This is a genomic window from Nocardioides flavescens (assembly GCF_009823805.1).
GTDB lineage: Bacteria > Actinomycetota > Actinomycetes > Propionibacteriales > Nocardioidaceae > Nocardioides > Nocardioides flavescens.
Genome location: NZ_WUEK01000002.1, coordinates 24,737 through 37,761, shown reverse-complemented (window position 1 = coordinate 37,761; position 13,025 = coordinate 24,737). Strand labels below are relative to the sequence as shown.

Below are 13,025 nucleotides of genomic sequence, written 5' to 3'. Positions count from 1 at the left end.
CGGACAGCACGAGACCCCCGCCGGAGCGCGAGCTCCGACGGGGGTCGGGTGGGAACCAGTCAGGCCAGGCGGACGGTCGCCGCGCAACCCTTGCCGCCGCCGACGGGGGTGGCGCGGAACGAGAAGGTCTCGGGGCCGGGGGTGCCCTTGCGGAACGCCTCGAGCTCGACGTCGCCCTCGGCGTCGGCGGTGCGGGTGACGGCGGCGACGCGCTTGCCCTCGTGGCGCAGGACGACCTTCCACTGCGAGCCGGGGGCGAGGCGGTCGAGGTCGACGGTGACCTCGTAGCCGCCGTCCTCGCGCTCGGCCTGGAGCTCGTAGGTGCCGCCGGCGCAGGTGCCGCGCTTCTCGCGGTCGGCCGGTGCGGCGCTCGACGGCGCGGCGGTGAGGGCGACGGTGGCGAGGGGAGCGGCGAGCAGGGTCGAGGCAGCGAGCAGGGCGGTGGTCTTCGCCGAGGTGTTCACAGAGTTCTCCTGAGGTGGTGGGTGGTGGGGCGCAGCGGTCAGCGGGTGACGGTGGCGGTGCAGGTGGTGCCGTCGGCGGAGGTCGCGGTGGCCGTGAACTCCCGGTCGCCGTTGGAGTCGGCGGGCGCGTCGAGGTCGAGCTCGGCGTCCTCGTCGGTGGTGCGCTCACCCTCGAGCAGGGTGGTGCCGCCCTGGACGAGAGAGACGGTCCACGTCTCGCCGGGTGCGGTCGACTGCAGCTCGAACGACACCTCGAGGGCGCCGTCGTCCTCCTCGACCGCCAGCTCGGTGGTGCGGCCGTCGCAGGTGTCGCGCGCGACCGCCTCGCCGTCGCCGCCGACGGCGATCCACGCACCGACGCCGATCGCGGCGACGACGACGACCGCGGCGAGCGCGAGCAGGGCCTTCTTCATGGTGGTCCTCCGTGAGTCCGTGGGGCGGGCTCGCGCACCACTGCGCGACCCTGTGCCCCCACGGTCTCCCGGGTGCCGCTAACCCAGCTCCAGCCGTCGGCTAAGGAGAGGCAAAGGATCCGCGGAGGACCTCAGGCGGTCGGCACGTGCTCCAGCTCGGCGAGCCACGCCGCGGCGGAGGCGTCGGAGGGCATCCGCCAGTCGCCCCGTGGCGACATGGTGCCGCCGGCCGAGACCTTGGGGCCGTTGGGCAGCGCGGAGCGCTTGAACTGGTTGGCGAAGAAGCGGGTGGCGAAGACCTCGAGCCAGTGCCGCACGCTCGCCAGGTCGTACGCCGCGCGCGAGCCCTCCGGGAACCCGGGCGGCCACTCCCCCGCCTCGGCGTCGTGCCAGGCGTGCCAGGCGAGGAAGGCGATCTTGGAGGGCGCGAAGCCGTAGCGCAGCACGTGGAAGAGCGTGAAGTCCTGCAGGGAGTACGGCCCGACCTTCTCCTCGGTGCTCTGCGGCCGCTCGCCCTCGCGGGCCGGGACCAGCTCCGGGGAGATCTCCTGGGCGAGGATCTCGCCGAGCACCGCGTCGGTCTCGTCGTCGAAGCGGTCGGTCTCGACGACCCAGCGGATGAGGTGCTGGATGAGGGTCTTCGGGACGCCGGCGTTGACGTTGTAGTGCGACATCTGGTCGCCGACCCCGTAGGTGCACCAGCCGAGCGCGAGCTCGGAGAGGTCACCGGTGCCGAGCACGATGCCGCCGCGCTGGTTGGCGGCACGGAAGAGGTAGTCGGTGCGCAGCCCGGCCTGGACGTTCTCGAACGTCACGTCGTAGACCTCCTCGCCGTCGGCGAAGGGGTGGCCGAGGTCGGCGAGCATCTGCCGCGCCGCGGGGGTGATGTCGATGGTCTCGTGGGTGGTGCCGAGCGACTCCATGAGCCGCACGGCGTTGCCCTTGGTCGTCTCGGTCGTCGCGAAGCCCGGCAGTGTGAAGGCGAGGATGTCGGAGCGCGGACGTCCGAGCCGGTCCATCGCGTTGGCGGCGACGATCAGCGCGTGGGTCGAGTCGAGACCGCCCGAGACGCCGATGACGACCTTGGGGTGCCAGGTCCCACCGCCGATGGCGCGCAGTCGCTGCTCGAGACCCGAGACCTGGATGTTGTAGGCCTCGTAGCAGTCCTGGGCGAGCCGCTCGACGTCGTCGGGCACGAACGGGAAGCGGTCCAGCTTGCGCCGCAGCCCGATGTCGCCGGTCGGCGCGCCGAGCTCGAAGCGCACCCGGCGGAACGACGAGACCCGGTCGGCGTGGGTACGCCGGTTGTCGTCGAAGGTGCCGGTGCGCAGCCGGTCCTGGCGCAGCCGGTCGAGGTCGACGTCGGCGACGGCGCGCTGGGCGCCCTGCGGGAAGCGGTCGGCCTCGGCGAGCAGCTGCCCCATCTCCCAGACCATCGTCTGGCCGTCCCACGACAGGTCGGTGGTCGACTCGCCCTGCCCGCCCGCGGCGTAGACGTAGGCCGCGAGGCAGCGCGACGACGCGCTGCGCGCGAGCAGCTTGCGGTCCTCGGCGCGCCCGACGGTGATCGGGCTGCCCGAGAGGTTGGCCAGCACCGTGGCGCCGGCGAGCGCGGCCTCCGCGCTCGGCGGCACCGGCACCCACATGTCCTCGCAGACCTCGACGTGCATCTGCAGCCCGGTGACGTCGGTGGCCTCGAAGATCAGGTCCGGCCCGATCGGCACCTCCTGGCCGGCGACCACGATCGTGCCGCGCACGTCGTCACCGGGGGCGAACCAGCGCCGCTCGTAGAACTCGCGGTAGGTCGGCAGGTTGCTCTTCGGCGCGACCCCCAGCACCCGGCCGCGGTGCACGACGACCGCGCAGTTCAGCACCCGGTTGCCCCAGACCAGCGGTGCCCCGACGACGAGCACCGGGAGCAGGTCGCGCGAGCCCTCCACGAGGACCTCCAGCGCGTCGCCGACGGCGCGCAGCAGGGTGTCCTGGAGGAACAGGTCGTCGATCGAGTAGCCGGTCAGGCACAGCTCGGGGAACACGGCGACCGCGACGCCATCCTCGTGGCAGCCCCGGGCCTCGGTGAGAACCGAGGCGACGTTGGTCGCCGGGTCGGCGAGCGCGGTGTCGAGGGTGCAGGCCGCCACGCGGGCGAAGCCGTGGGCGTAGGCCGACCAGAAGTCCACGGACTCACTCTATTGACGCGGCATCGATGAGTCGTCGCCCCGCGGGGGGTCTGAGGTCGCATGACCAGCACACCCCCCAGCATCGACGGCGGCTCCCGCATCAGCCCCTGCCTGTGGTTCGACGACGACCTCGAGGAGGCGGCGACGTTCTGGACGTCGGTCTTCCCGGACTCCTCCCTCGGACACCTGACCCGCCACGGCGAGGCCGGCCCCGGCGTCCCCGGCACGGTGATGGCCGGAGAGTTCACGCTGATGGGGCTCACCTTCCGCGGCATCAACGGCGGTCCGCAGTTCGCCGGCTTCACCGAGACGATCTCGTTCTCGGTGACCTGCGCGGACCAGGCGGAGGTCGACCGCTACTGGGACGCCCTCACCGCCGACGGTGGCGCGGAGTCGGCCTGCGGCTGGCTCAAGGACCGCTTCGGGCTGTCGTGGCAGATCGTGCCCCGGCGCCTCTTCGAGCTCGTCTCCGATCCCGACCCGGTGCGCGCGAACGCCGCGGTCGAGGCGATGCTGCGGATGCGGCGCATCGTCGTCTCCGAGCTCGAGGAGGCGGTCGCCGGCGTGGGCTGAGCCTCTTCTACCGTCGTCTCGTGAGCGCGCGGTGAGGCAGTGGCAGCGGGTGGCCCTGGCGATGTTCGCCGTCGGGTGGGGCGCCAACCAGTTCGCGCCGATGCTCGTGGCCTACCGCGACGAACTCGGCATGTCGACGCAGACGCGCGCCTTCCTCTTCGGCGTGTACGCCGCGGGGCTGGTCCCGGCGCTGCTCCTCGGCGGCGGGGCCTCGGACCGCTGGGGCCGCCGGGCGGTCGTGCTGCCCGCCGTGGCCCTGTCGCCGGTGGCGACGGTGCTGCTCATCGTGGCCCACCACTCGACGCTCGGGCTGACCCTGGCGCGGCTGCTCGCCGGGGTCTGCTCGGGCGTGGTCTTCAGCGCCGCGAGCGCCTGGGTCAGCGAGCTGTCCGCGGACGAGGCACCCGGCGCGGGCGCCCGCCGCGCGGCGGTCGCGCTCTCGGCCGGCTTCGGGCTCGGGCCGCTGGTGGCGGGGCTGGTGGCCGAGGTCTCGGCGTACCCCCTGACCGTCCCCTACGTCCCCCACCTCGTCCTGGCCGTGGTCGCCCTCGCGCTGGTCGTCCCGGTGCGCGACGTCGCTCCCCCGGCCGCCGTCCGACGACCGCTGCTCAGCCTGCCGGCGGTGACACGCACGCGACGGTTCGTGACCCTGGTGGTGCCGCTGGCGCCGTGGGTGTTCGCGAGCGCGTCGCTGTCGCTGGCCTACCTGCCCGGGGAGATCGGAGGGTCGAGCAGCGGCGCGGTGGCCTTCGCGGGGGTGCTGGCCGGGATCTCGCTCGGCACGGGTGTGCTCGTGCAGCCGCTCGCGCGTCGCCTCGACGACCGGCGACCACTCCTCGCGGGCCAGGCGGCGCTGGTGGCCACGCTCCTCGGCACCGGCCTCGGCGTCGTGGCACTGACGCTCGAGCACCGCTGGCTGCTGCTCGTGGCGGCGCCGGTCTTCGGCTTCGCCTACGGCTGCTGCCTCGTCTCGGGGCTGCGCGAGACCGAGCGGCTCTCGCCGCCCGACCAGCGCGGCGCCACGGTCGCGGTCTTCTACGCCCTGACCTACCTCGGCTTCGCCACGCCGTACCTCCTCGGCGGCCTCGCCGGACTGGGACTGACCGACCGAGGAGCCCTCGGCGTCGCGGCCGCCGTCGCCGTCGTCTGCCTCGGCGTGATCACCGTCTCAGGACGGCCCGGACCGAGCGGCGCCCGTCCGCACTAGCGTGGAGGGATGAGCACGCCCGAAGAGCCCGCTCCCTACGGCACCGGCCCGGCGGCCCCGTCCCCGTCCGCCGGCACCCCCCGCCCCAAGCGGGTGCGCACCCACCACCTGCGCGAGATGAAGGAGCGCGGCGAGCGGTTCTCGATGCTCACCGCCTACGACCAGTACGCCGCGGCGACGTTCGACGAGGCCGGCATCGACGTGCTCCTCGTCGGCGACAGCGCCTCCAACAACGTCTTCGGCAACGAGACCTCGCTGCCGGTCACGGTCGACGAGCTCATCCCGCTGACCCGCGCGGTGAGCCGCAGTGCCCGCCGCGCCCTGGTCGTCGGCGACCTGCCGTTCGGGAGCTACCAGGCTTCCCCCGAGCAGGCCTACCTCACCGCCGCGCGGTTCATGAAGGAGGGCGGCGCGCACTGCGTCAAGCTCGAGGGCGGCGTCGAGATGGTGCCGCAGATCGAGCGGCTCACCCGCGGCGGCATCCCCGTGATGGCCCACATCGGCTTCACCCCGCAGAGCGAGCACGCCCTCGGCGGCTACCGCGTCCAGGGCCGCGGCGAGACCTCGGCCCGCGTGCTCGCCGACGCCGAGGCCGTGCAGGGCGCCGGTGCGTTCGCCGTCGTCATGGAGATGGTGCCGGGCGACGTCGCCGGCGAGGTGACCCGCGCGCTGAGCATCCCCACGATCGGCATCGGCGCCGGCGCGGAGTGCGACGGCCAGGTGCTGGTCTGGCAGGACGCCTTCGGCCTGCGCACCGGCACGATGGCGCGCTTCGTCAAGCAGTACGCCGACGTGCACGGCGTCCTGCTCCAGGCCGCCCGCGACTACGCCGACGACGTGCGCGCCGGCACCTTCCCGGGGCCCGAGCACACGTTCTGAGCCCCGCCCTACGGGCCGGGGGCACCGGGAGCGCACCGCCACCCCTGACGGATGTCACGACGACGTCGTGACGCCCGGGCGAGGCGCGGGCCGGCGTACGGCGGGAGCGTGGTCGTCATGACCACCACCCCACTCGTCACCCAGCTAGCGGCGCCGGCCGGGACCGGCACGGCCCCCGTGCCGGCCGTGTCGCTGCGGGGCGTCACCAAGTCCTTCGGCTCCGTCGAGGCGGTGCGCGGCATCGACCTCGAGCTCCAGCAGGGCGAGGTCGTCGCGTTCCTCGGCCCCAACGGTGCCGGCAAGACCACGACCATCGACATGGTCCTCGGGCTCTCCCGCCCCACCAGCGGCACCGCCGAGGTGCTCGGGCTCGAGCCACGGCAGGCGATCGCCCGCGGGCTCGTCTCCGCCGTGATGCAGACCGGGGGCCTGCTCAAGGACCTCACCGTCCGCGAGACCGTCGCCTACACCGCGAGCCTGTTCGCCGACACCCGGCCGGTCGCCGACGTCCTCGAGGACGCCGGCATCACCGGCATCGCGGACCGGCGCGTCGGCACGTGCTCCGGGGGCGAGCAGCAGCGGCTGCGGTTCGCGATGGCGCTGCTGCCCGACCCCGCGCTGCTGCTGCTCGACGAGCCCACGACGGGCATGGACGTCGAGGGCCGCCGTGCGTTCTGGTCGGCGATCCGCCGCGACGCCGAGCAGGGCCGCACCGTCCTCTTCGCGACGCACTACCTCGAGGAGGCCGACCAGTACGCCGACCGCATCGTCCTCGTCGCCGAGGGCCGCATCGTCGCCGACGGCACCGGCGCGCAGATCCGCGCGCTCACCTCGGGCCGCTCGGTGCGCGCCACCGTGCCCGGCCTCGACACCGCGGCGTCCGACCGGCTCGCGGGCCTGCCCGGGGTCGACGGGGTCGAGGTGCGCGGCGAGACCGTGCTCGTCCACACGAGCGACAGCGACGTCGTCGCCCGCCACCTGCTCACCCAGACCGCGGCCCACGACCTCGAGATCACCTCCAAGGGGCTCGAGGACGCGTTCGTGAGCCTCACCCACCGTTCGACCTCGACGACGCAGGAGTCCTGAGATGACGACCCTGAGCACGACCCCCTCCGCCGCCCCCTCCGTCCCCGGCTCCGTCCCGGGCTCCGTCCCGCAGCGCCGCGTGCCGGCGTACGGCGGCTTCAACACGACGGTGCTGCGCATCGAGCTCAGGCGGCTCCTGCGCAACCGGCGCACCCTGGTCTTCGCGCTCGTGCTGCCGGTGGCGCTGTTCTTCTCGTTCTCGAGCGCCAGTGGCTACGACGACTCGGTCGGCCACGGCAACGTCGCGGCCTACGTCATGGTCTCGATGGCGCTCTACGGCGCGGCGCTGACCGCCTCGGCGGCCGGCGCCTCGGTCGGCGGCGAGCGCGCCCTCGGCTGGTCGCGCCAGCTGCGGCTCACACCGCTGAAGCCGGTCGCCTACGTCGGCACCAAGGCGCTCGTCGCGGTCGTCATGGGCGCCGTCGCGGTCACCGTCGTCAACGTCGCGGGTGCCCTGCAGGGCCACGCCGAGATGAGCGTCGCGCGCTGGGTCGCCTGCGGCCTGCTGACGGTGGGCTGCACGATGGTCTTCGCCGCCCTCGGCGTCTTCGTCGGCTACCTCGTGCCCGGCGAGAACGCCATGCAGGTGCTCGGCCCCGGCCTCGCGCTGCTGTCGTTCCTCGGCAACGTCTTCATCCCGATCCAGGACCACTCCAGCCTGCTGTGGCACATCGCCCAGCTGACCCCGATGTTCGGTGTCGCCGAGGTCTCGCGGGCCCCCCTGACCGGCGAGCTGCCGTGGTACGCCGTGGTCAACGTCGTCGCCTGGCTGACCCTGTTCGTGGCCGGCGCCGCGTGGCGGATGAGCAAGGACACGGCGCGGGTGTGAGCGCGGGTGGGAGCACGGCGTCCGCAGAGGCGGGCCCTACCCTGCTGGGCGTGACGTCCGAGGGCCGCGCCTCCGACCCACCGGCCCAGATCGGCCGTCGGGGGCCCCTGTTCGCCTGCATCTGGCTGTTCTTCCTCATCGACCCGCTCCTGCAGGCCTGGTCGCGGCGCGACACGGTCGCCGGGGTCGTCGGGATGGTGGCGGTCGTCGCCTTCGCGGCCGTCTACATGACGCTGTGGCTCGGGGCCCGCGCGCAGCGGTGGCGGCCGGTGGCGAACCCGTCGCTGCGGTGGTCGCTCGGCTACCTCGCCGCGCTCGTCGCGCTCGGGACCGTGGTCGTGGCCTGCGTCGGCGAGAGCGGGCTGGCGTGCACCGTCTACGTCGCGGTCGGCTGCGTGATGTCGTTCCCGTTCCGCGTGGCCGCGGTGACGACGCTGGCCCTCGTGGTGGGCACGATCGCGCTGGGGGCGGTCGAGGACTGGGGCAGCCAGATCGGCACGGCGTTCAGCATCATGGCGGCCTCGCTCGCCGTCTTCGGTCTGCGGGCGCTGATCAGCCGCAACGTCGACCTCCTCGAGGCCCAGAGCGAGAACGCCCGCCTCGCCGTCGACAACGAGCGCACCCGCTTCGCCCGCGACCTGCACGACATCCTCGGCCACTCGCTGACCGTGATCACCGTCAAGGCCGAGCTCGCCCAGAAGCTGCTCGACGTCGACACCGAGCGCGCCCGCGCCGAGCTCGTCGACCTCGAGCGGCTGAGCCGCGACGCGTTGGTCGACGTACGACGCGCGGTGGAGGGCTACCGCGAGATCACCCTGCCCGCCGAGCTGGTCCGCGCCCGCGCGGCGCTGCGGGCGGCGGAGATCTCGGCGGAGGTGCCGGGCTCGGCCGACCAGGTGCCGACCGAGCTGCGCGAGCTGTTCGCGTGGACGGTGCGCGAGGGCGTCACCAACGTCATCCGCCACTCCCGCGCCTCGCACTGCGAGGTGCGGCTCACTCCCACCAGCGCGGAGGTGCGCGACGACGGCACCGCCACCCCCTCGCCCACCGGCCACGGCTCGGGGCTCGCGGGGCTGCGCGAGCGCGCCGCCGACGTCGGCGCGACCGTCGTGACGACGCACCTCTCCCCCGGCTTCGTGCTCCGGGTGGTGCGCGCGTGAGCATCCGGCTGCTGCTCGCCGACGACCAGGCACTGGTGCGGGGTGCCCTGTCGGCCCTGCTCTCCCTCGAGCCCGACCTCGAGGTGGTGGCCGAGGTCGGCTCCGGCGACGCCGTCCTGCCCGCCGTCCTCGAGCACCGCCCCGACGTCGCCCTGCTCGACGTCGAGATGCCCGGTCTCGACGGCATCGCCGCCACCGCCTCGGTGCGCTCGGCCTGCCCCGCCACCCGCGTGCTCATCGTGACGACCTTCGGCCGACCGGGCTACCTGCGCCGCGCCCTCCAGGCCGGCGCCGCCGGCTTCGTCGTCAAGGACACCCCCGCCGCCCAGCTCGCCGACGCCGTACGCCGCGTCCACGCCGGCCTGCGCGTCGTCGACCCGGCCCTGGCGACCGACTCCCTCGTCGCCGGCGAGTCGCCCCTGACCCCCCGCGAGACCGACGTCCTGCGCGCCGCCCGCGGCGGCGCCCCCGTCGCCGCCATCGCCCGGGCCCTCTCGCTCTCCGAGGGCACCGTCCGGAACCACCTCTCCTCCGCCATCGGCAAGACCGGCGCCGCCAACCGCGCCGAGGCCGTCATCACCGCCGACGGTCACGGGTGGCTCTGAGGTCGCTCTGAGCGCCTCGCGACGGCCCGGCAGTCGACAGTCGAACTTTCCGGTCACCTGGTGGCACTGAAAGTTCAACAGTCGATTCCTGGGACGGGGCTCAGGAGGACTGTGCAACTTTCAGACCACCAGGTGACTCAGAAGTTGCACAGTCCGGTCCGCAGCGGACGAGCTGGCCCGTCCAGCCGCGAGAGGTCAGGAGGTCGGCGACCGACTGTGCCAGTCGGCACGGTTCGAGGACGTGTCGCCAGCCCGGGCGGATGGTGATCTGCCCCGAGATCGCAGCGGCGATGTCGCGGTCGACATCCGCCCATCGGGTCTCGCTGAGCTCGTGTGCCACCCGCCCGTCCAGCTCGACCACCACGCCGAACTCGTCGTAGGACGCATCCCGCTCGGTGCGGCGACCGTCCACCATCACCGGTGCCTGACGCAGTGCGGTCGGCAGGCCGTGCGCCCTCTCGACGTCGACCCGGTACCGATGCTCGAGCGCGGACCGGACCCCCGCACCGATCTCCGTGAGCACCTCCAACATCACGGCGCGTTGGCGCAAGCGGGTGCGGACACCGAGCGCCTCGACCAGTCGGGGAGCCGTCGTCCGCCGGTCCTGGACCGCGTCCGCCAGCTTCGCCACGCAGTCGTCGAGGCCGCGCTCGGCTGACGCGACGTCGATGAGCGCGTGCTCGACCCGCTCACGAGGAATGCCGGCCCCCATCACGCACAGTGTCTCCATCCGGACGACCTGTCTGACGTGGATCCCCACGCGACGCTTCACCCCGCGGGAGCGGTCGATGCAGACGTGGATCGGGTCGCTGTCCTTCGGCTCGTACCCCCGGACGCCCCACGCGTGGAGAGCGGAGGGGCCCGCCAGCGCAGCAGGCTCGTAGAACAGGACCGCGGCCCAAGCACGCTGCCGCCAGGTCAGAGGACCGGTGTGGTCCACGAAGACACCCGGCAGGACCCGAGCCCACTCCTTGCGCCGGACGCGCCGGCGCACGGTCGTCACCAGGCTCGCTTCGTCCTCGAACTCTCCCGAGGCGAGGAGCTGCTGCCTGGAGATGACGCCGTCCTGATCGGCTTGCAGACCCATGAGCACGATGCTCGCCGCTGGCACCCCGCCGCGCTTCCGGCCGCGGCACGCCTGTGGAGAACGCCGACCCGACCGTCGACTGTGCAACATTCAGGGCCACCTGGTGACCAGGAAGTTCGACTGTCGATGTCCGGACCACCCAGCGGCGACCGGCGTTACGGTGGACCATGCGTACGGCGATCGCGGGTGTGGTGGTGGCGCTGGTGGCGCCGATGACGGTAGCGAGCCTGGCTCAGGGCGGAGCGCAGGCGGCGGGGCCGGGGACCGAGCGATCGGCCCAGACTCAGACGCAGGCGCAGACGGCACGCCGGGCGAAGGTGCCGAAGCTGCGGATCAAGGCCGTCGCCCAGGGCCTCGACCACCCGTGGGACGCGCGGCCGCTGCCGGGCGGGGCGGTGCTGTTCACCCAGCGGGACCGGGCGACGCTGTCGGTGCTCAAGGGCGGGAAGGTCCGCACGGTCGCGTTCCCGAGCTCGGAGGTGTGGGTGTCGGGCGAGACGGGGCTGATGGGGCTGGAGGTCGACCCGGACTTCGCGAGCAACCGGCGCATCTACACCTGCCAGGGCGGTACGACGGCAGGCGGCGGGCACGACGTCCGCGTGCTCGCCTGGACGCTCGACGAGCGGCTGCGCACCGCGACCGCGGCGGGGCAGGTCGTGGGCGGCATCCCGGCGACCTCGGGGCGCCACGGCGGCTGCCGGCTGCTGATCGACCGCGCGGGCTCGCTGCTGGTCGGCACCGGCGACGCGGCCGTCGGCACCAACCCCGAGGACCTCGACTCGCTCGGCGGCAAGACGCTGCGCGTCGACCGGTTCACCGGCGCGGGATGGCCGGGCAACCCGTTCGTCGCGGCCGGCGGCAACCGGTCCCTGGTCCACACCTGGGGCCACCGCAACGTCCAGGGCCTCGCGCAGCGCCGCGACGGCAGCCTGTGGTCGGGTGAGCAGGGCAGCTACCGCGACGACGAGGTCAACCTGCTCAAGAGCGGCGGCGACTACGGCTGGAACCCCGTGCCGGGCTACGACGAGTCCGTCCCGATGACCGACCAGTCCCTGCCGGGCGAGCAGCGGGGCGCCCGCTGGCGCTCGGGGCCGAGCACGCTGGCGACCTCGGGCATCGGGTTCGTGCCGACGACCAGGGCCTGGAGAGCCCTGCGGGGCACGCTCGCGGTGGCCTGCCTGAAGGCGACGCGGGTGCTGTTCCTGCGCTTCGACGACCGCGGCCGGCTGCGCTCGGAGCGCGCACCGGAGGCGCTGCGGGCCTACGGCCGCATCCGGACCGTCGTACCCGACGGCACCAGCCTGCTGGTGCTGACCGACAACGGTGCCGGCAACGACCGGATCCTGCGGGTCAGCCCTCGCTGACCTCGGCGTCCGGCTCCTCGGCGTCGCGCTCCTCGGCGCCCCGCTCTTCCGCCGCCTTCCGCCTCTCCCGCCTGCTCGGCTCGCCGCTCACGACCGTGACCTGCTCGTTGAGGTAGCGCAGCACGACCGCCGCGACGGCGGCGGTCGGCACGGCGAGGAACGCGCCGGTGATCCCGAACAGCGTCGAGCCCAGGGTCACCGACAGCAGCACCACGGCGGCGTGCAGCTGCATGCTCTTCGACTGCAGCCACGGCGAGAGCACGTTGCCCTCGAGCTGCTGCACCGCCAAGATCACGGCGAGGATGATCAGCGCCCCGGTCACGCCGTTCGAGACCAGTGCGACCAGCACCGCGAGCGCACCGACGACGACCGCGCCGACGATCGGCACGAAGCCGCCGAAGAAGGTCAGGATCGCCAGCGGGATCGCGAGGGGTACGCCGACCAGCACGAGCCCCAGCCCGATGAAGACCGCGTCGATCGCGCTCACCAGGGCCTGGGTGCGGATGAACCCGCCGAGGGTGCGCCACGAGCGGTGCAGGACCTCGCCGACGTGCACCCCGGCCCGGGGACCGGCGATGCCGCGGGCCCACGGCACGAAGCGACGTCCGTCCTTGAGGAAGAAGAACGTCAGCACGAGCGTGATGACGAGGGTGATGGCAGCCGAGCTGACCGCCCCCACCGTGGTCACGAACCCGGCCGCGATCGCGCCACCGCTCGACTGCACGCGGTCTTGAGCGGCCTGCAGCGCCGCGTCGACCTGGTTGCGGGTGATGAAGTCGCTCTCCTGGACCCAGTCCTGGAGCTTCTGCAGACCGGCGTTGGCGCTCTTGACGATGTCGCCGGACTGCCCGCTGACCGAGGGGGCGATGGCGAAGGCGATCGCGACCAGGATGCCGATGCTGCCGACCAGCACCACCGCCGAGGCGAGCGCCGGCGGGAAGCGCAGGTAGCGCTCCAGCAGGCGCACCGGCCCCTCGAGCACCGTGGTGACGATGAGGGCCAGGATCACCGGCAGCAGGATCGACCAGGCGTACTGCACGACGTAGCCCAGCGCGACCGCCGTGAGCGCGATCAGCAGCCAGCGCAGGCACCAGCCCGACGTCCAGCGCAGACCGGCGCCGATCGCCTGCTCGCGGGTGGGCCGGGGGGTGGCAGTCATCGTGTCGACCTCGGATCTC

The 13,025-nt window shown here is 73.4% G+C and carries 13 protein-coding genes; 8 read left to right on the top strand and 5 right to left on the bottom strand.

What is annotated here, in order from left to right:
• Positions 1-59 precede the first annotated feature (59 nt).
• The 3 genes from GRQ65_RS02915 to GRQ65_RS02905 form a co-directional block, all read right to left on the bottom strand.
• Positions 60-464 carry a hypothetical protein gene (locus tag GRQ65_RS02915; RefSeq protein WP_160875039.1) on the bottom strand — a complete coding sequence of 135 codons (405 nt, stop codon included), beginning with the start codon at positions 462-464 and terminating at the stop codon, positions 60-62.
• A gap of 38 nt (positions 465-502) precedes the next feature.
• The gene (locus tag GRQ65_RS02910) at positions 503-877 is read right to left on the bottom strand and encodes a hypothetical protein (protein ID WP_160875037.1); all 375 of its coding nucleotides are present in this window, start codon (positions 875-877) and stop codon (positions 503-505) included.
• Positions 878-1,008: 131 nt separating this feature from the next.
• Complete coding sequence (locus GRQ65_RS02905) at positions 1,009-3,057, bottom strand: NAD(+) synthase (RefSeq protein ID WP_160875035.1); 2,049 nt, start codon at positions 3,055-3,057, stop codon at positions 1,009-1,011.
• A gap of 60 nt (positions 3,058-3,117) precedes the next feature.
• Here GRQ65_RS02905 and GRQ65_RS02900 point away from each other — a divergent pair, with 60 nt between their 5' ends.
• The 7 genes from GRQ65_RS02900 to GRQ65_RS02870 all read left to right on the top strand — a co-directional run bounded on the left by GRQ65_RS02900 (position 3,118) and on the right by GRQ65_RS02870 (position 9,396).
• On the top strand, positions 3,118-3,630 hold the full coding sequence (locus GRQ65_RS02900; protein WP_160875033.1) for a VOC family protein: 513 nt from the start codon (positions 3,118-3,120) through the stop codon (positions 3,628-3,630).
• Between the two features lie 31 nt (positions 3,631-3,661).
• The gene (locus tag GRQ65_RS02895) at positions 3,662-4,837 is read left to right on the top strand and encodes an MFS transporter (RefSeq protein ID WP_160875031.1); all 1,176 of its coding nucleotides are present in this window, start codon (positions 3,662-3,664) and stop codon (positions 4,835-4,837) included.
• Between the two features lie 9 nt (positions 4,838-4,846).
• Positions 4,847-5,716 (top strand): 3-methyl-2-oxobutanoate hydroxymethyltransferase, encoded by an 870-nt coding sequence (panB, locus tag GRQ65_RS02890; RefSeq protein WP_160875029.1) that lies wholly within the window; start codon positions 4,847-4,849, stop codon positions 5,714-5,716.
• 117 nt (positions 5,717-5,833) lie between these two features.
• A complete protein-coding gene (locus tag GRQ65_RS02885) occupies positions 5,834-6,802 on the top strand; it encodes an ABC transporter ATP-binding protein (RefSeq protein WP_160875027.1) in 969 nt (322 codons plus the stop codon).
• Between the two features lies 1 nt (position 6,803).
• The gene (locus tag GRQ65_RS02880; RefSeq protein ID WP_160875025.1) at positions 6,804-7,631 is read left to right on the top strand and encodes an ABC transporter permease; all 828 of its coding nucleotides are present in this window, start codon (positions 6,804-6,806) and stop codon (positions 7,629-7,631) included.
• Positions 7,632-7,681: 50 nt separating this feature from the next.
• The gene (locus GRQ65_RS23735; RefSeq protein ID WP_202387278.1) at positions 7,682-8,791 is read left to right on the top strand and encodes a histidine kinase; all 1,110 of its coding nucleotides are present in this window, start codon (positions 7,682-7,684) and stop codon (positions 8,789-8,791) included.
• A complete protein-coding gene (locus tag GRQ65_RS02870; RefSeq protein ID WP_160875023.1) occupies positions 8,788-9,396 on the top strand; it encodes a response regulator in 609 nt (202 codons plus the stop codon). The genes GRQ65_RS23735 and GRQ65_RS02870 overlap by 4 nt, the downstream gene beginning before the upstream one ends.
• Before the next feature lie 100 nt (positions 9,397-9,496).
• Here the strand turns inward: GRQ65_RS02870 and GRQ65_RS02865 are convergent, their stop codons facing one another.
• A complete protein-coding gene (locus GRQ65_RS02865) occupies positions 9,497-10,156 on the bottom strand; it encodes a hypothetical protein (protein ID WP_160875021.1) in 660 nt (219 codons plus the stop codon).
• Between the two features lie 494 nt (positions 10,157-10,650).
• On the opposite strand from GRQ65_RS02865, the gene GRQ65_RS02860 reads away from it, so the two are divergent.
• Positions 10,651-11,847 (top strand): PQQ-dependent sugar dehydrogenase, encoded by a 1,197-nt coding sequence (locus tag GRQ65_RS02860; RefSeq protein ID WP_202387276.1) that lies wholly within the window; start codon positions 10,651-10,653, stop codon positions 11,845-11,847.
• Here the strand turns inward: GRQ65_RS02860 and GRQ65_RS02855 are convergent.
• Positions 11,834-13,006 (bottom strand): AI-2E family transporter, encoded by a 1,173-nt coding sequence (locus tag GRQ65_RS02855; RefSeq protein ID WP_160875019.1) that lies wholly within the window; start codon positions 13,004-13,006, stop codon positions 11,834-11,836. The two genes, GRQ65_RS02860 and GRQ65_RS02855, sit on opposite strands and share 14 nt — an antisense overlap.
• Positions 13,007-13,025 lie beyond the last annotated feature (19 nt).